26 protein-coding genes are annotated in these 25,861 nt (G+C 56.8%); 3 read left to right on the forward strand and 23 right to left on the reverse strand.

Annotation, left to right across the window (positions count from 1 at the left end):
* Positions 1 to 121: 121 nt before the first annotated feature.
* The 9 genes from HMJ29_RS14575 to HMJ29_RS14615 all read right to left on the reverse strand — a co-directional run bounded on the left by HMJ29_RS14575 (position 122) and on the right by HMJ29_RS14615 (position 9,395).
* Positions 122 to 895 carry a 3-keto-disaccharide hydrolase gene (locus tag HMJ29_RS14575; RefSeq protein WP_171592177.1) on the reverse strand — a complete coding sequence of 258 codons (774 nt, stop codon included), beginning with the start codon at positions 893 to 895 and terminating at the stop codon, positions 122 to 124.
* A gap of 118 nt (positions 896 to 1,013) precedes the next feature.
* Positions 1,014 to 1,907 (reverse strand): hydroxypyruvate isomerase family protein, encoded by an 894-nt coding sequence (locus tag HMJ29_RS14580; RefSeq protein WP_171592178.1) that lies wholly within the window; start codon positions 1,905 to 1,907, stop codon positions 1,014 to 1,016.
* A 3-nt stretch (positions 1,908 to 1,910) separates the two neighbouring features.
* Complete coding sequence (locus HMJ29_RS14585; RefSeq protein WP_171592179.1) at positions 1,911 to 3,170, reverse strand: nucleoside permease; 1,260 nt, start codon at positions 3,168 to 3,170, stop codon at positions 1,911 to 1,913.
* 162 nt (positions 3,171 to 3,332) lie between these two features.
* Positions 3,333 to 3,815: a c-type cytochrome gene (locus tag HMJ29_RS14590; protein ID WP_216634060.1), complete on the reverse strand. Its 483-nt coding sequence runs from the start codon at positions 3,813 to 3,815 to the stop codon at positions 3,333 to 3,335.
* A gap of 20 nt (positions 3,816 to 3,835) precedes the next feature.
* The gene (locus HMJ29_RS14595) at positions 3,836 to 4,888 is read right to left on the reverse strand and encodes a sugar phosphate isomerase/epimerase family protein (protein WP_171592180.1); all 1,053 of its coding nucleotides are present in this window, start codon (positions 4,886 to 4,888) and stop codon (positions 3,836 to 3,838) included.
* Between the two features lie 6 nt (positions 4,889 to 4,894).
* Positions 4,895 to 6,043 (reverse strand): Gfo/Idh/MocA family protein, encoded by a 1,149-nt coding sequence (locus HMJ29_RS14600; protein WP_216634061.1) that lies wholly within the window; start codon positions 6,041 to 6,043, stop codon positions 4,895 to 4,897.
* A 115-nt stretch (positions 6,044 to 6,158) separates the two neighbouring features.
* A complete protein-coding gene (locus tag HMJ29_RS14605; RefSeq protein WP_171592181.1) occupies positions 6,159 to 6,764 on the reverse strand; it encodes a gluconate 2-dehydrogenase subunit 3 family protein in 606 nt (201 codons plus the stop codon).
* A 17-nt stretch (positions 6,765 to 6,781) separates the two neighbouring features.
* Positions 6,782 to 8,458 carry a GMC oxidoreductase gene (locus tag HMJ29_RS14610; protein ID WP_171592182.1) on the reverse strand — a complete coding sequence of 559 codons (1,677 nt, stop codon included), beginning with the start codon at positions 8,456 to 8,458 and terminating at the stop codon, positions 6,782 to 6,784.
* A gap of 52 nt (positions 8,459 to 8,510) precedes the next feature.
* On the reverse strand, positions 8,511 to 9,395 hold the full coding sequence (locus HMJ29_RS14615; protein ID WP_171592183.1) for a sugar phosphate isomerase/epimerase family protein: 885 nt from the start codon (positions 9,393 to 9,395) through the stop codon (positions 8,511 to 8,513).
* Between the two features lie 637 nt (positions 9,396 to 10,032).
* Here HMJ29_RS14615 and HMJ29_RS14620 point away from each other — a divergent pair.
* From HMJ29_RS14620 to HMJ29_RS14630, 3 genes are all read left to right on the forward strand, one after another.
* Complete coding sequence (locus tag HMJ29_RS14620) at positions 10,033 to 10,755, forward strand: SGNH/GDSL hydrolase family protein (protein WP_171592184.1); 723 nt, start codon at positions 10,033 to 10,035, stop codon at positions 10,753 to 10,755.
* Between the two features lie 112 nt (positions 10,756 to 10,867).
* Positions 10,868 to 11,161 carry a hypothetical protein gene (locus tag HMJ29_RS14625; protein WP_171592185.1) on the forward strand — a complete coding sequence of 98 codons (294 nt, stop codon included), beginning with the start codon at positions 10,868 to 10,870 and terminating at the stop codon, positions 11,159 to 11,161.
* A gap of 244 nt (positions 11,162 to 11,405) precedes the next feature.
* Positions 11,406 to 11,753, forward strand: coding sequence for a hypothetical protein (locus HMJ29_RS14630; protein ID WP_171589549.1), 348 nt, complete (start codon positions 11,406 to 11,408; stop codon positions 11,751 to 11,753).
* A gap of 82 nt (positions 11,754 to 11,835) precedes the next feature.
* Here HMJ29_RS14630 and HMJ29_RS14635 read toward each other — a convergent pair whose 3' ends face one another.
* The 14 genes from HMJ29_RS14635 to HMJ29_RS14700 form a co-directional block, all read right to left on the reverse strand.
* Positions 11,836 to 12,615: an enoyl-CoA hydratase/isomerase family protein gene (locus HMJ29_RS14635; RefSeq protein ID WP_171592186.1), complete on the reverse strand. Its 780-nt coding sequence runs from the start codon at positions 12,613 to 12,615 to the stop codon at positions 11,836 to 11,838.
* Between the two features lie 151 nt (positions 12,616 to 12,766).
* Positions 12,767 to 14,818, reverse strand: coding sequence for a phenylacetic acid degradation bifunctional protein PaaZ (paaZ, locus tag HMJ29_RS14640; protein ID WP_171592187.1), 2,052 nt, complete (start codon positions 14,816 to 14,818; stop codon positions 12,767 to 12,769).
* 173 nt (positions 14,819 to 14,991) lie between these two features.
* Positions 14,992 to 15,591, reverse strand: coding sequence for an acyltransferase (locus HMJ29_RS14645; RefSeq protein ID WP_171592188.1), 600 nt, complete (start codon positions 15,589 to 15,591; stop codon positions 14,992 to 14,994).
* On the reverse strand, positions 15,588 to 16,796 hold the full coding sequence (pcaF, locus tag HMJ29_RS14650; RefSeq protein ID WP_171592189.1) for a 3-oxoadipyl-CoA thiolase: 1,209 nt from the start codon (positions 16,794 to 16,796) through the stop codon (positions 15,588 to 15,590). Before pcaF ends, HMJ29_RS14645 begins: the two co-directional genes overlap by 4 nt.
* Positions 16,797 to 16,989: 193 nt before the next feature.
* Positions 16,990 to 17,424 (reverse strand): hydroxyphenylacetyl-CoA thioesterase PaaI, encoded by a 435-nt coding sequence (gene paaI / locus HMJ29_RS14655; protein WP_171592190.1) that lies wholly within the window; start codon positions 17,422 to 17,424, stop codon positions 16,990 to 16,992.
* On the reverse strand, positions 17,399 to 18,580 hold the full coding sequence (locus tag HMJ29_RS14660; RefSeq protein ID WP_171592191.1) for a 3-hydroxyacyl-CoA dehydrogenase NAD-binding domain-containing protein: 1,182 nt from the start codon (positions 18,578 to 18,580) through the stop codon (positions 17,399 to 17,401). The genes paaI and HMJ29_RS14660 overlap by 26 nt, the downstream gene beginning before the upstream one ends.
* Positions 18,581 to 18,652: 72 nt before the next feature.
* Positions 18,653 to 19,438 carry an enoyl-CoA hydratase-related protein gene (locus tag HMJ29_RS14665; protein ID WP_171592192.1) on the reverse strand — a complete coding sequence of 262 codons (786 nt, stop codon included), beginning with the start codon at positions 19,436 to 19,438 and terminating at the stop codon, positions 18,653 to 18,655.
* 157 nt (positions 19,439 to 19,595) lie between these two features.
* Complete coding sequence (paaD, locus tag HMJ29_RS14670; RefSeq protein WP_171592193.1) at positions 19,596 to 20,087, reverse strand: 1,2-phenylacetyl-CoA epoxidase subunit PaaD; 492 nt, start codon at positions 20,085 to 20,087, stop codon at positions 19,596 to 19,598.
* 11 nt (positions 20,088 to 20,098) lie between these two features.
* Entirely contained in the window at positions 20,099 to 20,902 is an 804-nt protein-coding gene (paaC, locus tag HMJ29_RS14675; protein WP_171592194.1) for a 1,2-phenylacetyl-CoA epoxidase subunit PaaC, read from the reverse strand.
* 10 nt (positions 20,903 to 20,912) lie between these two features.
* Complete coding sequence (paaB, locus tag HMJ29_RS14680) at positions 20,913 to 21,200, reverse strand: 1,2-phenylacetyl-CoA epoxidase subunit PaaB (RefSeq protein ID WP_171592195.1); 288 nt, start codon at positions 21,198 to 21,200, stop codon at positions 20,913 to 20,915.
* A 228-nt stretch (positions 21,201 to 21,428) separates the two neighbouring features.
* Positions 21,429 to 22,388 carry a 1,2-phenylacetyl-CoA epoxidase subunit PaaA gene (gene paaA, locus HMJ29_RS14685; RefSeq protein WP_171592196.1) on the reverse strand — a complete coding sequence of 320 codons (960 nt, stop codon included), beginning with the start codon at positions 22,386 to 22,388 and terminating at the stop codon, positions 21,429 to 21,431.
* Between the two features lie 148 nt (positions 22,389 to 22,536).
* On the reverse strand, positions 22,537 to 23,616 hold the full coding sequence (paaE, locus tag HMJ29_RS14690) for a 1,2-phenylacetyl-CoA epoxidase subunit PaaE (protein WP_171592197.1): 1,080 nt from the start codon (positions 23,614 to 23,616) through the stop codon (positions 22,537 to 22,539).
* Positions 23,617 to 23,711: 95 nt separating this feature from the next.
* Positions 23,712 to 24,293, reverse strand: a complete 582-nt coding sequence (locus HMJ29_RS14695) for a TetR/AcrR family transcriptional regulator (protein ID WP_171592198.1) — start codon at positions 24,291 to 24,293, stop codon at positions 23,712 to 23,714.
* Positions 24,294 to 24,368: 75 nt separating this feature from the next.
* Entirely contained in the window at positions 24,369 to 25,712 is a 1,344-nt protein-coding gene (locus HMJ29_RS14700) for a phenylacetate--CoA ligase family protein (RefSeq protein ID WP_171592199.1), read from the reverse strand.
* Positions 25,713 to 25,861 lie beyond the last annotated feature (149 nt).

Here is a 25,861-nt window from a genome sequence, read left to right on the forward strand (position 1 = left end):
GGCTACCCTTTTTGTTTTTGTAACCGCACGTGCACGGATATGAAACGCGACGAGCTACATGCCCGAATGCTACCACATACACAGACTCTGGCAGCACTTGCTGGGCGTAGGCAGTACGCCCTTATAGCTCCCGAATCCAGATGTTGCGGTAGCTGATGGGTTCACTCTTGTCGCCGTGGGCCTGCAGCTTAATGGGGGTGGCACCGTGGGCCTGCTGGTACTGGGGCTTACCAATGTACTGAGTGGGGCCAGCCAGCGTGATGTTCTGCTGTACAACTACACCGTTAAACAGCACCGTAACGCGGGCGGGAGTAATCAGTGAGCCATCGGGCTTGAAAGTGGGTGCCGTCCAGAGTACGTCGTAGGCCTGCCACTCACCGGGCTTGCGGGCGGGGTTGGCCAGCGGGATGTATTGCTTGTAAATACTGCCGGCCATGCCGTTTACGTACGTCTTGTTATTGTACGAGTCCAGAATCTGCAGCTCGTAGCCCAGGTCGCCTTTCCCGAGGGAAGCCAGGAAGAGGCCGCTGTTGCCGCGGGCCTGCCCCGTGCCGCTGATAGTAGCCGGGATGCGCCACTCCAGGTGCAGCTGATAGTTGGTGAAGCTCTGCTTGGTTTCGATGTTGCCCGCGGCCTTGTTAACCGTCAGCAAGCCATCCTTTACCGTCCATTTGGCCGGTGCCGCGCGGTCTTCAGTTGACACCCACTGGCTCAGGTCTTTGCCGTTGAAGAGCACAAGGGCATCAGAAGGAGGGGGCGGGAAGCTGGGCGTAGCGGTAACGGTTTTGGGCACGGGCTCCCACACTTCGGTGTCTTCGGGTCTGGCGGTTTGCTGGGCGTGAGCCATCAGCGAAAAGCCAAGGAAAGCAACAGGCGTAAGGGCAGCTAGCTTCATACAAAGGGAAGATAAGTTTGTATCATTCCGAAGCAGAGGGAATCTGGATTGGCCTCTAGGCCAGGTATCAGATTCCTCCTGCGTTGGAATGACAGTTCTTTAGGGAGCGAATACTGGCCTACACGTCGCAGAGTTGCACTGCTTGCCGCAATGAGGCCAGCTTATCGGGCTGCTGCGGTATAAATTCCTGAGCCACGTACCCCTTGAAGCCGGTGGCTACAATGGCCCGCATGATGGCCGGGTAATTCAGCTCCTGTGCGTCACCAATCTCATGGCGGCCCGGCACGCCAGCCGTGTGGTAGTGGGCAATATACGGGTGATAATCGGAGAGGGTGCGGATTACGTCGCCCTCATTGATTTGCATGTGATAGATGTCGTAGAGCAGCTTGAAGTGCTCGGAGCCGAGCTTCTTGGCCAGTTCTACGCCCCACGCAGTCCGGTCGCACTGGTAGTCTTTATGATCGATTTTGCTGTTGAGCAGCTCCATTACCAACACCACCTTGTGCTTTTCGGCCAGCGCCATCAGGGGCTGCAGGCCTCGCACGCTGTTCGCCCAGCCCTGCTCATCTGTCATACCCCGGCGGCTCCCGCTAAAGCAAATCAGGTTGGTGTAGCCGGCCTTAGCTACCAGCGGAATCATCTCCGAGTATTGCTTCTGCAATTGAGCATGAAAGCGCGGGTCGTTGAACCCATCGGTCAGGTTGATTTCTGCGCCGTTGCACATGGGCGAGTCAAGGCCGTGCTTTTTCAGCGTAGGCCAGTCTCTGGGCCCTACTAAGTCAATGCCCTGAATGCCCATCTCCTTGGCGGCGGCGCACAGCTTGTCCAGGGGCATGTCCTGGAAGCACCAGCGGCACACCGACTGGCGGATGTTGTTTTTGAGTGCCGCTAGGCCAGTTTCGCCGGTTTGCGTATCGGGGGTGCATGCGCCGGCTATACCCATGGTGCCCACGGCCGCAGTAGTGGTGAGAAGTCCTTTAAGAGCGGCGCGGCGGTTCCAGGTGGAGGCCATAGGCTAGTTCGCTTCGGCTAAGGAAGGCGCCTGATCGTAAGAGGAGGAGGCTGCTTCAGCTTGTGGTTGATTGCCGTCTTTGAACAGGAGCAGAAACAGCAGCAAAACCACTACCGCAATGCCGGCCGGAATCAGCCAGATCATCCGCCAGTCGTGAGCAGTAGGGGAAGTTTGGTAGGCGTCAAAAATGCGGCCCGAAAGCAAGGTGCCAATCAGCATACCCACCCCGTAAGTCGCCAGCGTGATAAAGCCCTGCGCGGAGCTTTTAAACCGCTCACCCGCAAGGTTATCGGTATAGATCTGGCCCGTTACAAAGAAGAAGTCGTAGCAGATGCCGTGGAGCACGATGCCCGCAATAAGCATCCAGTAGTTGCTCTCGGCGTTGCCATACGCAAAGCACACGTAGCGCAGCACCCAGGCCAGCATGCCAATGGCCAACATCTTCTTCACGCCCAGCCGGCTGAAAAATACCGGAATCAGGAGCATGAACAGCAGCTCCGACACCTGGCCCAGGCTCTGCACACCGGCGGCTTTCTTCATGCCTACCTCATTGAGGAAGGGGTTGGTAAAGCCGTAGTAGAAGGCTAGCGGAATGCAAATGGCAATGGAAGCCAGAAAGAAAATTAGGTAGGAAGGGTTCTTCAGCAGGCCAATGGCATCCAGGCCTAGCATGTCGCCTAGAGAGGAGCTTTGCTGACCACTTTTAACCGGCGGCGTGGCCGGCAGCGTGAAACTGAACAAGCCGAGCAGCGCTGAAGCCCCGGCTGCCATCAGGAAAGTGGCCTGCAGGCTGCCGCTTTGCTCCCAATTCAGCCAGCCAATGGTCAGGCCCGCCACAATCCAACCCAGCGTACCCAGCACCCGAATAGGGGCAAACTCCTTCTGGGGGTTCTGCATCTGCCGGAAAGCAATGGAGTTCACCAAGGCCAGCGTGGGCATATACAGAATCATGTAAGTCAGGATGTTGGGGTAGAAGCTGCCGAAGTCGGGGGAGGTAGAGGCCCGCCACAACAGAAACGCCCCGGCCAGGTGCAACACCCCCAAGATTTTCTGCGCGGAGAAAAACCGGTCGGCAATAAGACCAATGATGAACGGCGCCACAATGGCCCCAATGGACTGCGTCAGAAAGGCCACACCCACTTGCGTGCCGGTGGCGCTCAGGTTACGCAGCAAATAGGTGCCTAACGTCACAAACCACGCGCCCCAGATGAAAAACTCCAGAAACATCATGATGGACAGCTTAATCCGGATAGCAGAGGTCATGGGAGTGAGGTGATAAAGTAAGGGAGTGAGGAAGGGAAAAGCATGTTCTGCTGAGCGGGTGACGCATCAGGCAAGGGACTGCGGCACTGGCCTTGCTGACACCAGCCCGTCAGGCTGAGGGCAGCCCAGGCATGACGAGCTTAGTTGATCAGGCTAGGCCAGCTACTGCTTGAGGTTGAGAATGTAACGGGTCATTTCTTTGGCATCGTCCACGGATAAACCTGGGTGAGGCGTCATGGCGATGTCGCCCCAGTTGCCTTTGCCGCCCGTAATGATCTTATTGGCCAGCATAGCAATATTGGCATCAGTAGCGGGGTACTTGGCGGCCACGGCCGTATAGGCGGGGCCCAGGAGCTTCTCATCAACGCGGTGGCAGCTGGCGCAGTCGGCTCCCTCCATAAGCTTGGCGCCCATTGCTACGGCGCCGCCCCGGGGGCTGGTTCCAATTTTATTGGCGCTGGTGTCAACCTGGGGCTGATGCGCTACGGCGGTCATATTCGCGGCCGTGGTGCTGTCGTGCTCCAATGGGTCAGGTTGCTCAGCCAATGTATATTCTTCTTTTTTGGCGGAGGCTTGTTCATCAGAACCGGAGCCGCAGGAGGCCAGGGAGGCGCAAACGCCCAGGAGCAGCAAAGCTTTTTTCATAGTAGAAAGGCTAGACCAAGTTAGAGGCCTAGCAGGGTTTTGTTGAAGTTTTCGTCGGTACCCGTCGCGGCAAAATCGTCGAAGGCTTTGTCGGTTACCCTAATGATATGGTCTTTAATGAAGGTGGCCCCTTCGCGGGCGCCGTCTTCGGGGTGTTTGAGGGCGCATTCCCACTCCAGCACGGCCCAGCCGGGAAAGTCGTAGGCCGCCATTTTGCTGAAGATGGCCTTAAAATCCACCTGCCCGTCGCCGAGGGAGCGGAAGCGACCGGCCCGGTCAATCCAGCTCTGGTAGCCGCCATACACACCCTGCCGCCCGGTGGGGTTAAACTCGGCATCCTTCACGTGAAAGGCCCGAATGCGCTCGTGGTAGATATCAATGTACTCCAGGTAATCGAGGCACTGCAGCACAAAGTGGGAGGGGTCATAGAGCAGGCAGGCCCGGGGGTGCTGCTGCACCTTGTCCAGGAACAGCTCGTAGCTGATGCCATCATGCAGGTCTTCGCCCGGATGAATTTCGTAGCACACATCTACCCCGCACTCATCAAACGTTTGCAGGATGGGCAGCCAGCGCCGGGCCAGTTCCGTGAAGCCGGTTTCTACCAAGCCAGCGGGGCGCTGAGGCCAGGGGTATACCATAGGCCACAGCAAAGCGCCACTAAAGGTGGCGTGGGCGGTGAGCCCCAGGTTTTGAGACGCCTTGGCCGCATACTTGAGTTGCTGCACCGCCCACTCCTGGCGGGCCTTGGGGTTGTTTTGCACCGCGGCCGGCGCGAAGCCATCAAACAGCTTATCATACACCGGGTTTACGGCCACCAGCTGGCCCTGCAGGTGCGTAGAAAGCTCCGTGATTTCGAGGCCGACAGCCTGCACCTTGCCCTTGATTTCGTGGGCGTACGTCTGGCTTTCGGCCGCCAGCTTCAGGTCAATAAAGCGGCTATCGGTAGTCGGAATCTGTACGCCTTTAAAGCCTAGGCCACTTGCCCACTCGCAGATGGACTCCAGGGAGTTAAAGGGGGCTTGGTCACTGATAAACTGCGCCAAAAAAATGGCTGGGCCTTTTATTGTTTTCATGCGAGGCTATACGGTAAACTCGGTCCACTTCTGGGTAGAGCGGCCCGAGGCAATAACGTTCTCAATAAAGGCCATTCCGCGCACTCCGTCCTCAATACCCGGAAAATCCAGCGCTTCTGGCATGGGTTGCTGGCCATGCATTTCCGCTTGCAGCATCAGGGCAAAGTTGCGGTAGAGGTTTGCAAAGGCTTCCAAGTACCCCTCGGGGTGGCCGGCTGGCGTGCGGGTATTGTGCCGGGCAAATGAGCTGACGTAGCCGGTACCCGTCCGCCTGATTTCGGTTGGCCTGTCCAGCCACTTTACCAGCAGGGTATTGGCATCGGCCTGTTGCCACTCCAGGCCCCCTTTTTCCCCGTACACCCGCACCCGAATATTGTTTTCCTCGCCGGCGGCCACCTGGGTAGCCACCAGTACACCGCTGGCCCCGCCGGAGAGGCGCAGCAGTACGGCCCCGTCATCGTCGAGCTGGCGCCCGGCTACCACCGTGTTAATATCGGCGCAGAGCTGCGTTACGGCTAGGCCACTCACGTACTCCAGCAAGTTGAAAGCGTGGGTGCCAATGTCGCCCATGGCACCCGCAATACCGCTGCGGCTGGGGTCGGTGCGCCAGGCGGCTTGCTTGTTGTCGGTGCCTTCCTCAAAAGTGCTCAGCCAGCCTTGTGGGTACTCTACGTACACTTTGCGCACAGCCCCGAGCGCGCCGGAGGCCACCAACTGGCGCGCCTCCTTCACCATGGGATATCCGGTGTAGGTATGAGTCAGGCAGAAGCGCGCGTTGCTGGCCGCCAGCAAGGCTTGCAGCTCCTTGGCTTCGGCCAAAGAGAAAGTCATCGGCTTGTCCAGAATCACGTGGAAGCCGCTTTCCAGCGCCAGCTTGGTAGGGGCAAAGTGCAGGTGGTTAGGCGTCACGATGGACAGTACTTGCACGCGCTTATTCTCCGGGAGCTGCAGCTCGCGCTCAATCAACTCCTGGTAGGAGCCATACACCCGATCGGCCGACAGGCCTAGCAGTTGCCCGCTGGCCCTGGAGGTTTCGGGGTTGCTGCTGAACGCCCCGGCAACCAGTTCATATAAGCCATCCAAGGCCGCGGCATGACGGTGAACGGCGCCAATAAAAGCGCCTTGTCCTCCGCCAATCATCCCTAATCGTATCATTCAAATGGTGTTAGTTGATTGCTGGAGCCTGATGGGTACGTATTAATTGCTGCTTGCGGAGGAAAATTCTCATAATCAGCAACCGACACATACCCACCAGCCAGCAACACGCAAATCAAGTAGTGGCCCAGGCCCGGTCGCCTTTTTTGTAGGGCACGCAGCCTTCGTACTTGCCTGGTATGGGCAGGTAACGCAGGGCCTGGGTGCTGCCAACTTCCGACGTAAAGTAGCCCAGCATAGTGAGTTCCTTGATCATGCGGAAGTAGTGATTGGGCGCTTCCAGCGTTTTGGTTTTGCCGTAGTTCTTCTGCTCGGCATCGAGGGCCGTGAGCAGGGCCGTGCGCTGCGCGGCATCCGACTCCAGGAATCCCTTGCCGTTTTTCTTCATGCTGGCCTGCTCTAGTGTATTCAGGCCCTTTAGAAATATCTGCTGATCCTCAGGCTTGTAGCAGTCGCGCACCATTACGGCCATGAAGCTGCCTACGTCGGCGGCTTTGGCACCGGGTGTAGCGGTAGTAGGCAGAATGGTTTCGCCCACCTCGTTCAGGTAGGCCACTTGGTCTGGGCTCAGGAAGGGCTTTTCCTGCTTGGTTTCCTTGGCAGTTCCCTTCTTGGCCTTTTCCTCCGCAGGGGAGGAGCAGCTGGTAAGAAAATAGTCGCCCCCAATAACAGCGCCGCCCATCAGGAGGGCTACCCGGGCTAATGCGTCTCTTCTGTTCATGACTGTGCCGGTAGAGGTTAGACGTTTTGCTTTTTCAACTCGCCCACGGCGTGGTCTACGGCGCGGGCCGTGAGAGCCATATACGTCAGCGAGGGGTTCTGGCACGCCGCCGACGTCATGCAGGCGCCATCCGTCACGTACACGTTGGGGGCATCCCACACCTGGTTGTGCTGGTTGAGCACCGACGTTTTAGGGTCGCGGCCCATACGGGCAGTGCCCATTTCGTGAATACCGCCCCCCATGGAGTAGCCGTTGTTGTAGGTCTTCACGTTTTTCAACCCCGCTTTTTCCAGCATCTCCTGCGCATCCTGCATCATATCAATGCGCATTTTCTGCTCATTCTCCCGAATGGTCGCATCAATAGCCAGCACGGGCAGGCCCCACTTATCCTTTTTGGTTTTATCGAGGAAGGCACGGTTGTCGTGGTAGGGCAGGGTTTCGCCGAAGGCTCCTAAGCCCATGGTCCACTGGCCGGGTTCGGTGAGGGCATCCTTCAGGTCGCCGCCAATGCTCATCTCAGCAATTTCCCGGCTCCAGCCTTCACGGCCGGCCCCTCCCTGGTAGCCAAAGCCCCGAATGTAGTCGCGCTTGTCGCCGAACAGGTTGCGGAAGCGGGGCACGTAAATGCCGTTGGCCCGGCGGCCATACACGTACTTGTCCTCGTAGCCCGGCATCTCACCATGAGCCCCCGCCCGGAAGTGATGGTCCATCAGGTTGTGGCCCAGCTCTCCGCTGCTGCTGCCCAGGCCCTCGGGCCATACGTCGGTAGCCGAGTTCATCAGTACCCAGGCTGAGTTCAGCGTGGATGCATTCAGGAACACGATTTTAGCGTAGTACTCGTAAGTTTTGTTGGTCTCCGCATCCAGCACTTCTACCCCCTTGGCCCGCTTGGTATCCTTATCGTAGAGGATGCGCGTGACAATGGAGAACGGCCGCAGCGTGAGGTTGCCGGTAGCCATGGCCGCCGGCAAACTAGCCGATTGCGTGCTGAAGTAGGCCCCAAACGGGCAGCCCAGCCAGCACTTGTTGCGGTACTGGCAGTTGGTGCGGTTGTTATGCGGCTTGGTGATGTTGGCCGTGCGGCCAATCACCATGTGCCGGTCTTTAAAGTTTTTCTTAATGCGGGCTGCCACGTCTTTCTCCACGCAGTTCATCTCCATGGGCGGCATAAAGTCGCCGTCGGGCAGCTGGGGCAGGCCATCCCGGTTGCCGCTGATACCGGCAAACTTCTCTACGCGGCTGTACCAGGGGGCCAGGTCTTTGTAGCGAATGGGCCAGTCCACGGCCACGCCGTCTTTGTCGTTGGCCTCAAAATCGTAGTCGCTCCAGCGGTACGACTGGCGTCCCCACATCAGGGAGCGGCCACCAACCTGGTACCCGCGGAACCAGTCGAAGGGCTTCACTTCTACGTAGGGGCTTTCCCGCTCATCTACCCAGAAGTTTAGGTTGCTCTCGTTGAGGGTATAATCGCGCTTGAGAACGGGGTGGTCCTCAATCATCTTTTGAGTTTTGCCGCCCCGGTGGGGTAGCTCCCATGGCGCCTTGTTGGCGTTTACATAGTCTTTGATATGCTCCACGTTGCGGCCACGCTCGAGCATGATGGTTTTTAAGCCTTTTTCCGTCAACTCCCTGGCGGCCATGCCGCCAGAAATGCCAGAACCGATGACGATGGCATCGTACGTGTACTTTTCCATAAAGGTGGGATGAGATAGGGCAGTAGCAAGTGGGCTTTGCAGCGAGCAAAGGCTACACGAGGGTGCGCTTGATGTGCGCGATACTCTTCTGAATGCTATCGAAGGGCGAGCCGGGCGTCTGGTCCTGCTCCACAAAGAAGTACTTCATGCCGGCGGTGTTGGCCTGGGCAAAAATCCGCTTGAAGTCAATAACGCCGTTGCCTACCTCCGTGAAGTTTTTCTTGGCCGTGTTATCCATATCCTTCACGTGCCACAGTGGGAAGCGGCCGGGGTGTTTTTTAAACAGAGCCACGGGGTCTTGGCCGGCTTTGGTAGCCCAATACAAGTCCAGCTCCATCTTCACCAAATCTTTGCTGGTGTTGTTAAGGAGCAGGTCGAAGGGCATCTGGCCGTTCTGGGCCATGAACTCGAAGTCGTGGTTATGGTAGCAGAGCTGAATGCCTGCCTTTTTGCTTCGCTCCCCAGCCTTATTCAGCTGGTCGGCCACGTACTTGTAATGGTCGAGGTTGCCGCGCTCAGCTTCAGATAAGTAGGCACACACCATATACTTCACGCCGGCCTGGGCAGCATCATCCACGGCCTTATCCCAGCCGTGGAGCATAGTGCCCAGAACGGGCTGGCCCTTATCCTGTTCTTCACCTAGTCGGTAGTGGCTGCTGGGCATAATCAGTCCGTGCTGCTTAAGAAGTTTAGTAAAGCTGGTGGGGTCCATGCCATAGAACTTCTGGCTACCCGTGTACGTAGCTCCTTCCACTGAAGTGTAACCCAGCTTGGCAATCCGGGCCAAGGTACCGGCGGGGTCTTGCTGCATGGCTTCGCGCACAGTATACAGTTGCAGCCCAATGTAAGACTTGGGAGCCGCCAGCAAGTTGGGGCTGAAAAGGGCGCCGGCTGAAAGCAAGGCCGCGGACTTCACAAAGGAACGTCTGGAGGTCATGGGTAGATGGAAAGGAAGGATGGGAAGAGGCCTGTAATAGCCGGAATATTCAGCACACATACAAGGTGCCGCAGATTGGAATGGAGCAAGCCAGGCAGGGTGCACACAAGGAAGATTGGGTGCCTGTTAACCTAGTAATAAGTAAGCAAGATGCAGGGTTGTGAGGCCTTACTCACCAGATAAAGACGGTGGCAACTTCGGCTGCTGAGGAGGTTAGTCCGCCCTAATTTATTGTTCCTTATTTGGAGAATACAAGAGCAACAAGCTTACCACAAAGGTTTTGGAGCACATCCGGAGAGCGGTTTATACACTTAGTGCACACTCCATTTTCAGCATAATCACTTGCATAGCTGCTGCTGTAAAGATGATAGTATGTTTTCAGTCACTTAAAAAACACGCATTGACACGCTCATTCTCCGCAACTTTTTTTGAGCTATGTTCCTTTTTTACGCAATAGAGTTTGCGGAAGCTTAGTCAGGGGCTATGCGCAAACAGGCTATTCCATAGCAGACAGAGTACCTCCGTTCTGGTAGATAAAGCCACCGGACAGATGGCTGCTGGCCGGCTCGAGAAGAGAGCTGGTTATTCTTTACTTAATTTGCTAGGCCACCTGTGTGGCTCATCACCCTGAGCAACTATGAAACTAGTAGTGCTACTTGCCCTTGTACTAGGCCTATGCCAGGCGCCTGCCTGGGCGCAAACCGCGCCCACCCCAGACCCGCTCCGAACCGATTGGGCCAACCTAACCCGCTACGCTACTGCCAATAAAGAGCTACCTGCTCCTACCGCAAAGGCACCACGCGTGGTACTGTTAGGTAACTCTATTACTGATTCCTGGCCCAAGACTGATCCGAAGTTCTTTGCGGGGCAGCCCTACGAGTTTATTGGGCGGGGCATTAGCGGGCAAACCTCACCCCAAATGCTGTTACGCTTTCGGCAGGATGTGCTGGAGTTGCAGCCCAAAGTGGTGGCTATACTGGCCGGAACGAACGATGTGGCCGAAAACACGGGGCCATATAACCCCAACGCCACCCTCAACAATATTAAGTCGATGGTGGAGCTGGCCCAGGCAAATGGCGTGCGGGTTGTATTGTGTTCAGTGCTGCCAGCCTATGATTTCTGGTGGCGCAAGGGACTAAGCCCAGCCCCCAAAATCGTGGCCCTGAACGTGCTGATCAAGGCCTACGCTCGGCAGAAGAAACTGGTGTATCTGGATTACCACGGAGCCATGGCCGATGAGCGGCAGGGCCTGAAGGTGGCCTACGGTGAAGATGGGGTGCACCCTAACCTGGCGGGCTACCAAGTGATGGAGCCCCTGCTGCAACAAGCCGTGGCTGATGCGCTCAAGCGCAAATACTAGTGGAGGGCCGTTGGGGCCCTTCAGAACTTAACCGGCGTAGGCCAGGTTAAACCCCGTGCCCGGCAGTCCGGCGGCTGGGGCGCTTACTTGTGCCGGTTGTTACGTTTTCTCCATGAATCCTCCTCTCTTCCATATCGGACAGGAAGTTGTTTGTGTCAACGACGACTTTACTCTGCTACTGGTGCAAAATCCCAACATTCAGACACCCAAACGGGGACCCATTTACACGGTGCGCGGAATTTTTGACACCCATCGTGGCTATGGTATTACGCTGCATGAAATCAACAACGCTGGTGTGGCGCCCGGCTTCCCGGAAGCTAACTTTCATGAATCACGCTTTGCTCCGGTACCTCCTTTGGAGGAGATTGAGATTTCAGCGGCAATTGAGGAAACAGTGTCAGTGTAGAACAGTATGGGGAAGTGGGAAGAATTGACAGAACAAAAGCGTTGATACACCGTACGTTAGGAGCCCATTGGCCTAAACGGGAGCTGCTGATCAGCTGCGGTAGATGTGTGGGTAACGTCTGGCGGAGCTGAGTTTCCAGCGTAAGAATTTCCTCAATAGATTCTGCGTGCAGTAGCTCTGGGCAATACCCGCCAGTTGGGCATATCAGATACGTGTTTTTGTTCATTCTCTCATCCTCTTTCCTATGAAAACCTCACAGAAAACCAGCTGGGTTGCTAGCACATTTGCAGTGCTCTTCGGAGCCGGCGTCGCCTTATCGGGCTGCTCTACCACCAGCACTGACACCCCTGCTTCTACTACGGGTACCGGTACTTCCACAATGGGTAGCAGCACGGGTTCTACTACCTACGGTTCCACATCAGGCTCTACAACCAGTGGAACTACGTCAGGTACTACCACCGGAACTACTTCGGGCACCACTACCGGTACCACCATGGGCGCTACATCAGGCTCCACTACCAGTAGCACTACTATGGGCTCTACTACCACCGGAACCACGTCTGGAACAACTAGCGGCACTACTACCCGGTAGTTTATTAACAGCACGCTTATAAAAAAGCAGCCTCCCTTCTTACCGAAGGGAGGCTGCTTTTTGTGCGTTTATCTGGTGGAGTTTACTTGCTTTTGAACTGCCGGATTGACTCACGAGTAAAGTCCGAAAGAACCAACCGGCCGCTGATGGCAGCGCGTTCAACCAAAAGGGTATCCCAGTTCTCAGTGCCTTGCCAGCATACTTGCTTCAGTTCCGTCAGCGCCTCGGGGTTGTAAGCCGCCAGCTTGGTGGCAAAGGCCGTAACTGCTGCATCAAGGGCCTCCGGAGTGGCCAGTACCTCCGCGTATAACCCACGCTCCTTGGCCCACTCTGCCGAGCGAAACTCAGCGGCATCGAGAGCTAACTGAGAGTAGGCGGCCAGGCCAATCTTGCGCTCTACCGCCGGGCCCACCACAAACGGCCCAATGCCTACTACCAGCTCACTGAGCTTCACGGCGGCCTGTGCCGTAGCAAAGCAATAGTCAGTAGAAGCAGCTACACCTACGCCGCCCCCAATGGCCTTGCCCTGTACGCGGCCCACAATGATTTTGGGGCAGGTACGGCAGGCGTTAATCACCTTCGCAAAGCCCGAAAAAAACTCCAGGCCCTGCGTTTCATTCTCAATGGCCATGAGCTCATCGAAGCTGGCACCCGCGCAAAACGTCTTTTCGCCTTCACTTTTCAGGATGATAACTTTCGTGGTCGGCGACTGGCCTACGGTGGTAATGGTGTTGGCTAGCTGCGTGAGCAGGGCGCTGGGCAGGGAGTTGTGGCTGGGGTGGAAGAAGGAGATGGTGGCAACGCCATGGGCATCGGTAGTGGTTTCTACTTTGCCGGCGGTGAGGGTGGTAGGGGTGGTCATGGTGTGTAGTTGATGAAAATGCTGTCCTGCTGAGCAGGTGGCGCATCAAGCCAAGGACTGAAGCATCTCTACCGTTTCCCCTCACGACAGGAGTTAGTTAGAGGTAGAGATGCTTCGGCAAGCTCAGCATGCCGGTCTTTTATAGATGAGTTTACTCCTGGTTTTTCTTTTTCACCATCGTCAGGATGGTAGCCACGGCAACGGTTTCGCCGGTTTCATCTGACACGTCCACGAGCCAGCGCACAATGCCCTTGGCTACGTCCTCGGCGTCGCGCTTCTCCTGGCCTATTTTCTCCTTAACCGTGAGTTTCACGCCAATGGTCATGCCGGGGTACACGGGCTTGGTGAAGCGGCACTCGTCCAGGCCATAATTGAGTAGTACCGGCCCCTTGCGAGGATCTACAAACATACCGGCGGCTTTGCTCAGGATGTAGTAGCCGTGGGCCACGCGACCCGTGAAAAGCGTGCCTTCCAAAGAAGTAGCATCCACGTGGGCGTAGAAGTTGTCGCCGGAAACCTGGGCGAAGTTGGTTATGTCCGACTCCGTGACGGTGTGGCGGTGCGTGGTGTAGGTCTGCCCGATTTCCAGCTCCTCAAAGTAGTGCTGGAAAGGGTGCTTGTCCTTCTCAACCTGCCTGGCTTTGGGCTGATACACTTCTGTAATGGCCGTAATCATGCTGGGTGAGCCTTGGATAGCTACCCGCTGCATAAAGTGCTCTACGCCGCGCATGCCGCCCATTTCCTGTCCGCCACCGGCGCGGCCGGGACCACCATGAATGAGTAGGGGCAGGGGTGAGCCGTGGCCGGTGCTTTCCTTGGCTACTTCCTCATTTATAACCAGTATGCGGCCGTGGTGAGTAGCGGCGCCCAGTACAAACTCCTGGGCCGTGCGCGGGTCGTTGGTTGCTACAGAACACACCAGGGAGCCTTTGCCCATGTTCGATAAGGCAATTGCCTCATCCAGATCTTTGTAGGGCATAATGGTGCTTACCGGCCCAAATGCTTCTACTTCGTGGCTATCCGTAAACTTGAACGGCTCAGGGTTCAGCATTACAATCGGCGACATAAACGCGCCGGTCTTGCAGTCGCCCCCAATTACCTGCACATTGTCCAGGTCGCCGTACACGATGGGCGTGTTTTTGGCCAGCTCCCGTACCTGCTCTCGCACCCGCTTCACCTGCGTGAGGCTTACCAGCGCGCCCATGCGCACACCCTCGGCCTGCGGGTGGCCTATGGTGGTTTGCGCCAGGGCTTTGCCTAAGGCAATCTGCACGTCTTCTACCAGGTTCTCGGGCACAATGGCGCGCCGAATGGCGGTGCATTTCTGCCCCGCTTTGGCCGTCATCTCCTTCCTGATTTCCTTAATGAACAAGTCAAACTCTGCGGTGCCAGGCACGGCATCGGGGCCCAGCACCGCCGAGTTCAGCGAGTCGGCCTCCATATTGAAGGGTACGGCTTCAGAAATGATGCGCGGGTGAGCCTTCAGCTTGCGGCCCGTTTCTGCCGATCCGGTAAAGGTCACTACATCCTGGTAGGTCACATGGTCCAGAATACCCTCGCCGGTACCGCACACCAGCTGCAATGCCCCTTCGGGCAATATTTTGGAGGCAATAATTTCGCGTACTACGGCTTCCGTGAGGTAGGCCGTAGGCACGGCGGGCTTCACGATGGCGGGCATTCCGGCCAGCAGGTTCACCGCAATCTTTTCCAGCATACCCCAAATGGGGAAGTTGTAGGCGTTGATGTGCACGGCCACGCCCTCCTTCGGCACCATAATGTGGTGGCCCATAAAGTTGCCAGCCTTCGACAGCGCAATGGGGTCCGACTCCACGTAAAATGGCTTGTCGGGGAATTTACGGCGCAGGGAGGCATTAGCAAACAGGTTGCCGATGCCGCCTTCAATGTCAATCCAGGAGTCGGCGCGGGTGGCGCCGCTGCGGTAGCTGAGGGTATAGAAATCTTCCTTCTTGCTGTCGAGGTGCAGGGCCAGCGCCTTAATCATGCGGCCGCGCTCATGGAACGTCATTTTGCGCAGAGCCTTGTTGCCGGTCCGGCGTGCGTAGTCCATCATGGCCTCATAGTCGAGGCCTTCGCTGCTGGCGAGGGCAATTATTTCACCGGTGCTGGCATCAAGCAATTCCTGCTCGTGGCCCTTACCGGCAATCCAGTGGCCTAGCGCATAATTTTGGAGGGTGGGAGTCATATGAGTAGGGTAGAAGGGTAGGAGTTTGGGAGGGAATGAGGCGAATTTAAAACAGAACGTCATGCTGAGCTTGTCGAAGCATCTCTACTTCTGGCTAACTATTGGCCTAGGCCACTGCAACGAAGCGGTAGAGATGCTTCGACTCCGCTCAGCATGACGGTCGATGTCGAAGCTCACTCACCTTCTTTTCGTTCGTTCCAGGTTTGGTAGGCCACTTGCTGTACCTGGCGGTTGGCAGGAACCTCGCGCAAAGGTTCGCAGGGCGTGAGGGTGGCGTGGCAGTCGGCCGGGAGTTGCATGTAGATCTGGGTGCCTTCGGTTTTCCAGGCTACCATGTCGTCGCTCACCTGCCGGATAATCTTGTGCGGGTTGCCTACCACCAGGCTGCGAGGCGGAATCACTTCATCGGCTTTGATAAAACTCAGGGCCCCGATTACGCTTTCGTCGCCGACGGTTACGCGGTCCATTATCACGGCATTCATGCCTACCAGCACGTTGCGGCCAATGGTGGCCCCGTGAATGATAGCGCCATGCCCAATGTGGGCCATTTCCTTGAGGCGCACAGTAGTACCGGGGAACATATGCACGGTGCAGTTTTCCTGCACATTACAGTTGTCCTCAATGATAATCTGACCCCAATCGCCGCGAATGGCAGCGCCGGGCCCGATGTACACGTTGCGGCCGATAATGACGTTGCCCGTAACAGTAGCCTGCGGGTGCACAAACGCCGACTCATGCACGACCGGCACCACGCCATTGAATGCGTAAATCATACTTTCTCAATGATGGCTGCGTAGCCCTGACCCACGCCCACGCACATGGTAATGAGGGCGTAGCGTTTGTTTTGCTTGTGCAACTCCAGAGCCGCCGTATTCAGAATCCGGGCCCCGCTCATGCCCAGTGGGTGGCCTAGCGCAATAGCCCCGCCGTTGGGGTTGATGCGTGGGTCGCTGCCTTCCAAGCCTAGGCCACGTGCGCAGGCCAGCGTTTGGGCTGCAAAGGCTTCGTTGAACTCAATAATATCCATCTGATCTAGCGTCAGGCCCGCTTTTTTCAGCGCCTGCTGCGACGCCGGCACCGGCCCAATACCCATGTAGCGCGGCTCTACGCCGGCCACGCCCATTGACACAAGGCGGGCGCGAGGGGTGAGGCCGTGTTGCTTGATGCCTTCTTCCGAAGCCAACAGCAGTGCCGCCGCCCCGTCATTAAGCCCCGAGGAGTTACCCGCCGTTACGGAGCCGCCGCTCTTGCGGAAGGCAGGCCGCAGCTTGGCCAACCCTTCCAGCGTGGTGTTCGACTTGATAAACTCATCCTCAGCAAATAACAAGGGCTCACCCTTGCGCTGGGGAATAGATACGGGCACAATTTCCTCGCCGAAGCGGCCCGAGTCTCGGGCCCGGCCGGCGCGCTGGTGCGATTCGTAGGCAAACTGGTCCTGGTCTTCGCGGCTGATGCCGTAGCGGTCCACCAGGTTTTCGGCGGTTTCACCCATGGCATCGGTGCCGTATGCCTCTTCCAGCCGCTGGTTGATGAAGCGCCAGCCGAAGCTGGAATCATACATTTGCGAGTCGGTGCCAAACGCTTTACTGGGTTTCGACATCACGTAGGGGGCGCGGGTCATGCTCTCCACACCGCCGGAAATGAACAGGTCGCCGTCGCCACTCTGGATGGCGCGGGCGGCCCCAATGCTGGCTGAAAGACCGGAGGCGCACAAGCGGTTCACTGTTTCGCCGGGCACCGAAGCAGGCAGGCCCGCCAGCAGCAGCGCCATGCGCGCCACGTTTCGGTTGTCTTCGCCGGCCTGGTTGGCGCAGCCTAGTAGTACATCGGCAATGGCAGCCGGGTCGGCAGAAGCGTTGCGGCGCAGCAGCTCCCGGATAACGTGCGCGGCCATATCATCGGGGCGGACGGCGGAAAGTGTGCCGCCGAAGTTGCCGATGGGGGTGCGGATGCCGTCAATTATATATGCTTGGTTCATTTCGGTTGTTAATTGGCAGTGCGGTAGTACATAGCACATCATGCTGAGTTTGTCGAAGCATCTCTACCGCTTCGTTGAGTTGTTGCTAAGCCACTTGAGTAGCCAGAGGTAGAGCTGCGGCGCCTTCGCGGACGCCAGATCAAGCATGACGTGCCTTTTCCTACCGTCCCTGTCATCTAGACCACTGCCTGAGTTATAAAATCTCGTTGCTGGTGCGGTAGGCGGTGCCTTTGAAAAGGGCCAGCACTGCGCCGCTTTGGGTGGTGGCGCGCACCTGGTATACCCCAACCTTGTGCTTAAGGCTTTCTTCGCGCGCTTCCACCGTTATTAGGTCACCTACTTTTCCGGCTTCCAGATAATCAATGGTTACGGTGAGGCCCACGCTTTGGCGGCCGTGGCTGTTGCAGGCAAAAGCGAAGGCCGAGTCAGCCGCGGAAAAGGTTACGCCGCCGTGCAGCGCTCCAAACCCATTCACCATATCGGGGCGCACCGTGAAGTGCAGGCGGCAATAGCCGGGGCCTACTTCATCCACCTGCAGGCCTAGCAGTTTGCTGAAGGCATCGTGCTGAAGCATCAGCTCCTTTACGGCCTCGGCGTGGTGGTTACTGGTGGCTGCTGGCTCGCTCATGCGGAAAGAACGTCTGGTTAGCCCGTACCATGCGGCGCAGCAACGGGCTGGCACGGTAGCGGTCCTCGTGATACTCGGCGTACAGCTCATCGAGGGTGGTGAGCACTCTGGAGAGGCCTAGCTCATCGGCCCAGGCCAGCAGCCCTTTGGGGTAGTTTACCCCCTTCGTCATGGCCAGCTCCAAGTCTTCCCTGGAAGCCACGTTCAGAGCCAGCGCATCGGCGGCTTCATTGATGAGCATGGCCAAAATGCGGTTCAGCACCAGGTGGCCCAGCGCCTCGTCGCGGGTAGGCTCCGGCGGTACAGCATCGGGGCCATAGCTGTAGAAACCGCGGCCCGATTTGCGCCCGTAGTAACCCGCCTCAAACAAGCGCTTCTGCGTGAACGAGGGCTTGAAACGCGGGTCAAAGAAGAAAGCCGTAAACACCGATTCTGTTACGCGGTAGTTCACGTCGTGCCCAATGAAATCCATGAGGGTGAAGGGACCCATTCGGAAGCCGCCCAACTCCGTCATGGCCCAATCAATGGTGGCCATGTCGGCAATGCCTTCTTCCAGAATCCGGATGGCTTCTCCGTAGAAGGGGCGCGCCACGCGGTTCACAATAAAGCCGGGCGTATCCTTGGTCAGCACGGGTAGCTTGCCCCAGCTCTGCACCAGGTCACGGATTTCCTCCGCCAGGCCAGGGCGGGTTTGCACGGCCGGAATCACTTCTACCAGCTGCATCAGGGGAGCGGGGTTAAAGAAGTGAATCCCGATAAAGCGCTCGGGTTTCTGGCAGGCTGCCGCAATGGAGGCAATGGAAAGCGACGACGTGTTGCTGGCCAGAATGCAGTCATCTGACACCACTGCTTCAATATCGCGGAACGAAGCCTGCTTAACCGCCAAGTCTTCTACTATGGCTTCGATGATTAAGCTGCATCTCGCGAAGGAATCCATGTCTGTGCAAGTCCGTACGCGGCCAATGGCTGCTTCAGCTTCCTCCGGCTTGATTTTACCTTTTTCAGACAGCTTGCGCAGATTAGCCTGAATGCTGGTAGAAGCACGTTGCAGGGCAGCCGAGTTGGTGTCGTGTAGGCATACTGAGTGGCCGGCCTGGGCTATTACCTGCGCAATGCCGGCTCCCATAGCGCCACTGCCAATGATTCCGATGGTCATAGTAGTTGTCGATTCCTGATGACGGGTAATTGGCAGTTGCTAGCTGCCTGTCAATGCTTTACCACTGACGCTTTACTGACCGGTGAAGGTAGGCTTGCGCTTTTCCATAAACGCCGATACTCCCTCTCTATAATCAGTGGTGTGGCCGGCCCGGAGCTGATAGTCCGCTTCGGCACGGAGCTGCTGGGTAAGGTCATTACCGAAGGTAGTATTGAGCAGTTGCTTGGTGTAAGCCAGGCCTTTGGTAGGCATGGCGGCCAGCTTGCTTACCAACGCAGCTACTTCCGTATCAAAGCTTTCATCAGGAAATGCCTTATAGATCATACCCATTTGTACAGCTTCCTGAGCACTTACCTTATCGCCGGTGAACATGAGCGCGGCGGCACGCTGCAGGCCAATCAGGCGGGGCAGGAAGTATGTGCCGCCGCTATCCGGAATCAACCCAATCTTGCTGAATGCCTGAATAAACGAGGCCGATTCTTTTGCCACCACAATATCACAAGCCAGGGCCAGGTTGGCGCCAGCCCCTGCGGCCACGCCATTCACGGCGGCCACTACCGGCTTATCCAACTCCCGAATCAACTGCACAATAGGGTTGTAGTGCTTCTCCACAATCTCCGCCACCTCCGGGCTGTCGGGTCCCGTAATTTCCGCCAGATCCTGACCAGCGCAGAATGCTTTACCAGTGCCCGTAAGCAGCACTGCCCGCACCTCCGGGTTTTGCTGGCACTCGCGCAAATACTGCTGCAATGCCAGCGCCAGCGGCTTGTTCACGCTATTAAATACGTCGGGCCGGTTGAGAGTAAGCGTAGCGACGCCCGCTTCAATGGTGAAGTTCAGAAAGCTGGTTTCAGGCATTGGGAAAGGAGGTGGATTGGGGGAAAGAACGGTTTAGTAAAAGAACGTCATGCTGAGCGCAACCGAAGTATTTCTGCCGGAGCTAATCACTGAAGTTAGCCAGCGGTAGAGATGCTTCGGCTGCACTCAGCATGACGTTCTTTTGTAAACGTACGCACTAGTGGCACTTAAAATAATCGAAGGGCTCCTGGCAGTCGTCGCACTGGTACGAGGCTTTGCAGGCGGTGGAGCCGAACTGACTAACCAAGTGCGTATGCTCAGATTTGCAGAGCGGGCAGCGTACGGCGGTATCCTGACCGAATAGGTTGAGCACATGGCCAGAGGCGGTGCCGTTGACCGGGGCCGCAATGCCGTAGGCCTCTAGTTTCTCGCGGCCGGCGTCGGTCATCCAGTCGGTGGTCCAGGCGGGGCGGAGCTGGTTGTTGATGGTTACCTGCGTGATGCCTTCCGCCAGCAGGCGCAGCCGGATATCAGTAGCAATGGTATTCATGGCCGGGCAGCCCGAGTAAGTAGGCGTGATGGTCACGGTTACCTGCTCGCCCTGCACCTGCACGCCGCGCACAATGCCCAAATCCAGAATGCTCAGTACGGGCACCTCAGGGTCGAAAACCTCGTCCAGCAATTGCCAGATGCGTTCTTCAGTGGGCATGGGGATTTCGGCTACCATTTCAGGCCGGGATAGGTGCGTTGCATGTACTGAAGCTCGGCCAAAATATAGCCCAGGTGCTCCGTGTGGCGCCCCTCTTTACCACCCTTTTGCATGTAGGCCTCCTGGGGTACGGGTAGGGTTGCTTCCTCAAACACCTTGGCTACGTGCGCCTGCATAGCCGGCAATAGCGTGGCGTAATCAGGTATCAGGCCAAGGCGTTGCAACGCCTGCTCCGTGGCGGTGGAGGCTGTCAGCTCACCGGAGTAACGCCACAGGTTGCCGAGGGCTTTTTCCACGCGCTGGCGGCTTTCCTCGGTGCCATCACCCAGCCGGATGATCCACTCTGAGCTCCACTTGAGGTGGTAGGCAGCTTCCTTCCAGGCTTTCTCCGCAATGGCCGCCAGCCGCTCATCGGGGCTGGTTTGGAGCTGCTGCAGAAAGTGGTAATGGAAGTTGTCGAATAGGAATTGGCGCACCACAGTAGCGGCAAAGTCGCCGTTGGGCTGCTCCACCAGTAAGGGGTTCTGGTACTCGGTGGCCAGGCGCAGAAAGGCTAAGTCATCCTCGGTGCGGTCCTGACCCTCCAGCTCGGCAGCGTACTGGTAGAGGCTGCGGGTTTCGCCCAGCAAATCCAGCGCAATGTTGGCCATGGCCAGATCCTGCTCCAGAACGGGGCCGTGGCCGCACCACTCCGAGAGGCGGTGGCCCAGAATCAGGCTGGTATCGGCGAGCTGTAGCACGTAGCGGAAGAGCTGCTGCCGTACCTCCGGCGTGTAATTAGCCAAGGAAAGCGTTTCGGATGGGGTGGCTTGCATAAGGCGGGAATTACATGTGCTTGATAGAATCCGGAACCTCGTAAAAGGTAGGATGCCGATATACTTTATCATTAGCGGGGTCGAAGAACGCCGCTGCATCGTCGGGGTTGGAGGCGTGCACGTGCTTTGACTCTACTACCCAAATGCTGATACCTTCCATGCGGCGCGTATACACGTCGCGGGCGTTCTGGATGGCCATAGCCGCATCGGCGGCGTGCAGGCTGCCCACATGTTTATGATCGAGGCCCTGCTTGCTGCGGATAAAAACCTCCCACAGAGGCCATTCGTGCTGAGACATTAGGTGAAATTGTGAAGTTGTGAAATGGGGAGTTTCACACGGTGATTGGAGTAGGGGAGTGGCCTAGCGTAGTTAACAAGGAACCGTCATGCTGAGCTTGTCGAAGCATCTCTACCTCTGACTAATCACTGGCCTAGCAACAACTCAACGAAGCGGTAGAGATGCTTCGACAAGCTCAGCATGACGGTCTACTGGGCTTTACGAGGCTGTCGGATTGGCCTGGTCCACTTATTGTGCTGCTTCTGCTTGCTCAGCCCGCTGCTTGCGTTTGGCGGCGTGGGCGAGGGCGGCTTCGCGTACCCAGGCACCTTCTTCGTGCGCCTTTACGCGGGCCCCGAGGCGGTCCTTGTTGCACATGCCGTTGCCCTTCACCACGTTCCAGAACTCCTCCCAATCCACGTCGCCGAAGTCGTAGCCATTCTTGGTGTCGTTCCACTTTAGGTTGGGGTCGGGTACGGTGAGGCCCAGGAACTCAGCCTGGGGCACCATCATGTCCACGAACTTCTGGCGTAGCTCATCGTTGGTGAAGCGCTTAATACGCCAGTTCATCGACTGAGCCGTGTTTGGCGAGTCGGCATCTTTGGGGCCGAACATCATCAGCGTAGGCCACCACCAGCGGTTGAGAGCTTCCTGGGCCATGGCTTTCTGCTCGGGGGCGCCTTCGCAGAGGGTTTGCATAATCTCGAACCCTTGGCGCTGGTGAAAGCTTTCCTCCTTACATACCCGCACCATAGCGCGGGCGTAGGGGCCGTAGGAAGTACGGCACAGCGGTACCTGGTTCAGAATGGCGGCGCCATCAACCAGCCAGCCCACCGTGCCCATATCGGCCCAGCTGAGGGTAGGATAATTGAAAATGCTGGAATACTTGGCTTTACCCGAGTGCAAGTCGGCCAGCATTTGGTCACGTGACGCACCCAGGGTTTCGGCGGCGCTGTAGAGATAGAGGCCGTGGCCGGCTTCGTCCTGCACTTTGGAGAGCAGGATAGATTTGCGCTTCAGCGAAGGAGCACGAGTAATCCAGTTGCCTTCCGGCAGCATGCCAACTAGCTCAGAGTGAGCGTGCTGGGAAATCTGCCGGATCAGCGTCTTACGATACGCATCGGGCATCCAATCCTTAGGCTCAATGCGCACATCCGCATCAATGCGGGCCTGAAACTGTTCTTCCTGGGTGAGTTCTAGCGTTTCCATGCCTCTTTAACAAAGATTAACTAACAATCGTTAGTTAAAAGTAAGGAAAATATTACGGTTGCCGTTCCGAACAAAGAGAGGAAGCTGGGTTGGCCTCCAGGTCAGGTAGTAGGTTCTTCCTGCGTCGGAATGGTAATTCACTAGGCCATTATTGATCGAAATCCACTTTCACCTTCTCTGAGGTAGGGCGAGCCTGGCAGGAGAGGACATAACCCTTCGCCACTTCGGTGTCAGAGAGTGAGTAGTTCACATCCATTTCTACGGTGCCCGCTTCCACTTTGCAGCGGCAGGTGCTGCACATGCCATTCTTGCAGGAATATGGGGCATCAACGCCCATCTCCAGCAGCTCATCCAAAATAGTATTGCCGTAGTACGACATTTCCAGAATGCGCGTGCTGCCATCAAGCTGCACCGTGACTTGGCTTTTCTTGTCGTCTTCGCCTGCCGGGTGCACCTTGGCCGGGCCGGCCGCTTTCTTGGCGCCGCCCGCTGAGGTGAACATTTCGAAGTGAATTTTCTCCGGCGCTACTCCCGCGCTGCTCAGGGCTGCGCGTACGCCATTAATCATCTCCTCGGGGCCACAGATAAAGGCTTCGTCAATCTGGTCGGCGGGCAAAATTTTATCGAGGAACTGCTGCGTCTTGGCTTCATCAATGCGGCCGAAGAGCAAATCCGTGTCGCCCTGTTCACGGCTGAGGATATGGTAGACGCTGAGGCGACGTAGGAACTTGTTCTTCAGGGCCTCAATGGCTTCTTTAAAGATGATGGAGTTGCGGCCCCGGTTGCCATAAATCAGCGTAACCTGGCTGTTAGGCTCCGTCAGCAAGATGGTTTTTACAATGGAAAACACGGGCGTAATGCCGCTGCCCGCCGCAAAGGCCACGTAATGCTTCGCCTGCTCAGGGTGCAGCTGGGTGTAGAAGTGGCCTGCGGGCGGCATCACGTCCAGCTCTTCGCCTACGCGCAGGTTGTCTACAGCCAAGGAAGAAAAACGGCCTTCTGGTACCTTCTTAATGGCCACCTGCCACTCCCCATCAAGGGGGCTGCTGCAGATAGAATAGGAGCGGCGCAGCTCCTCTCCGTTATGCTCCCGGCGAAAGGTAAGGTACTGGCCCTGGGTGAACTTAAACGTGTCATGCAACTCCGCCGGCACATCCAACGACAGCGTTACGCAGTCGGGCGTTTCCTTGTTGATGCGTTTGATTTTTACTTTATGAAATCGACTCATAGGAGTTCCGGTGTAAGGTGCCGGCTGTCGGTTACTAAGTGATACGGTTGAAATACACAACACTGGTCACTAGCAACTCACAGCCGGCCGCAGATCTATTTAACCAATCCGTTCAACAGAATGGTCATGATGTTTTGCTCCAGCTCTTCGCCCGAAATGCCCCGGCCGGGCCGGTACCACAGCTCAACCCAGCGCACCGCCGAGAGAATAGTGAACAGCGCCACCGAAACGTTTACGGGCTGCAGCTCACCGGCTGCAATACCCTGCTCAATAAGGGCTGCGAAACCACGCTCATAGCGCTTGCGGGCATCCTTAAATTGAGTCAGCTTGTCGCCAGCCAGGTATTTCCAGTCGTTGTTGGCTACTGAAACGGCTGCGCCGTCCTCAATCATCAGGTGAATGTGCAGCCGAACCAGCGCCTTGATTTTATCAACGTAGGAGGCCTCCGTCTGCTCAATCTGGGCTAGCTGCGAGATGTATGTATTGGAAACATGAAAGCAGATGTGTTCCAGAATCTCATCCTTAGAGTTAATGTGGTTGTACATACTGGCGGCCTCCATGCCTACTTGCGCCCCTAGGTCGCGCATAGAAGTGCCCCCGAAGCCCCGGTCTTTAAACAGTTTGGCCGCTTCCTCAATGATGATTTGCCGTTTATTGGTCTTTGTTTTCTTAGCCATTGGTGGGTGGAGAGGGCGGGAGAATGGTGTAGTATGTGGGGCAAAAAGGATGAATGAGTGAGCTACTGAAGTGGCCTAGGCCAGGTTGCGCAGGTCTTTTATCCGGTTGAGCTTACCGCCCTCACTGCGGGGCAGCTCGCCAAAGCCGAGCAGTATGACTTGCATGCTCAATCCAATATTGTCTTTGATTTTCTTGGCTAAAGCGTCCCGCAGCGTCTGCAGGCATTCGTGCCGGGCTATAGTTTCTTCCGTTACCGTGCTCAAGCCCAACTCGCGCATTAGCTCTTGGCTAACCTCCACGTGTACCTCCACCTCATCCATGCTGCCCCGGCGCGAAACAGTTACCAGGTAGTACGGGCTTACCTGCGCTAGGCCACTCAACAGGTCTTCTACCTGAGTATGGAAGAAGTTAACGCCCCGGATGATGAGCATATCGTCGGAGCGCCCCCGGATGGGACCCATCTTCACGTGAGTGCGGCTTCCCGCCTTATCATAGTAGATGTTGGTAATGTCGTTGGTCCAGTACCGCAGAATGGGCATAGCCTTCTTGGTGAGCGTGGTAAACACCAATACGCCTAACTCGCCCTCAGCGACTGACTCGCCCGTGTCTTTGTCCACCACCTCGGGGTAAAAGTGGTCTTCCCAGATGTAGCTGCCAGTGCCCCGCTCATTTACATCTTCTTGTGATACACCTGGGCCCATAATCTCGCTCAGGCCATAAATGTTGGTTGCTTGCACGCCTAGGCCACTTTCCACCTGTTGGCGAATGGTTTCCGTCCAGGGCTCAGCACCCAAGGCCGCATATTGAAGGTTGATGGCCTCATGCGCAATGCCGCGGCGCTGTATTTCCTCGGCTAGTACCTGAGCGTAGGAGGGAGTAGCACAGAGAATTTCCGGCCGGAAGTCCTGCAACAGCTGCAGTTGCCGGTCGGTGCCACCACCCGAAACGGGTATTACTGTGAGCCCAAGCTTTTCAGCACCGTAATGGATGCCCAGGCCACCCGTGAAGAGGCCATAGCCATAGGCGTTCTGCAGTTTCATGCCGGGCCGGCAACCGGCGGCCGCTAAGGAACGGGCTACTACTTCGGCAAATACTCCGAGGTCTTCGGCGGTGTACCCTACTACGGTGGCTTTGCCAGTGGTACCACTGGAACAGTGCAGGCGGGCCACCTCAGTTTCTGGCACCGCAAAAAGACCAAAGGGGTAATTGTCGCGGAAATCCGTCTTTTTGGTAAAGCCTAGTTTGGGCAAATCCTCAAGGCCCTTAAAGGAGCTGGGGTGTATTCCTAACGCATCCAGCTTCTGCCTGTAGAAGGGTACTCTGGCGTACACGTATGCTACCTGATGCTTTAGCCGAGCGTTCTGCAATTTCCGCAACTCAGGCAGCGGTAATTGTTCTATTGCAGGGTTGAAAACCATGGATGGTGGAGCAGGAGGAAGGCACGGAAGGAGGGATAAAAGTAAGTGAACACTCCTGCTGAAACAAACATTAGTTAGTTTTTTATTTGAGATAGGGAAACTCAAAAATAGGCGAATGCAGGCCGTTAAGCCCATTATTGAGTGCGGCG

Origin of the sequence: Hymenobacter taeanensis (assembly GCF_013137895.1) — a bacterium.
Taxonomy (GTDB): domain Bacteria; phylum Bacteroidota; class Bacteroidia; order Cytophagales; family Hymenobacteraceae; genus Hymenobacter; species Hymenobacter taeanensis.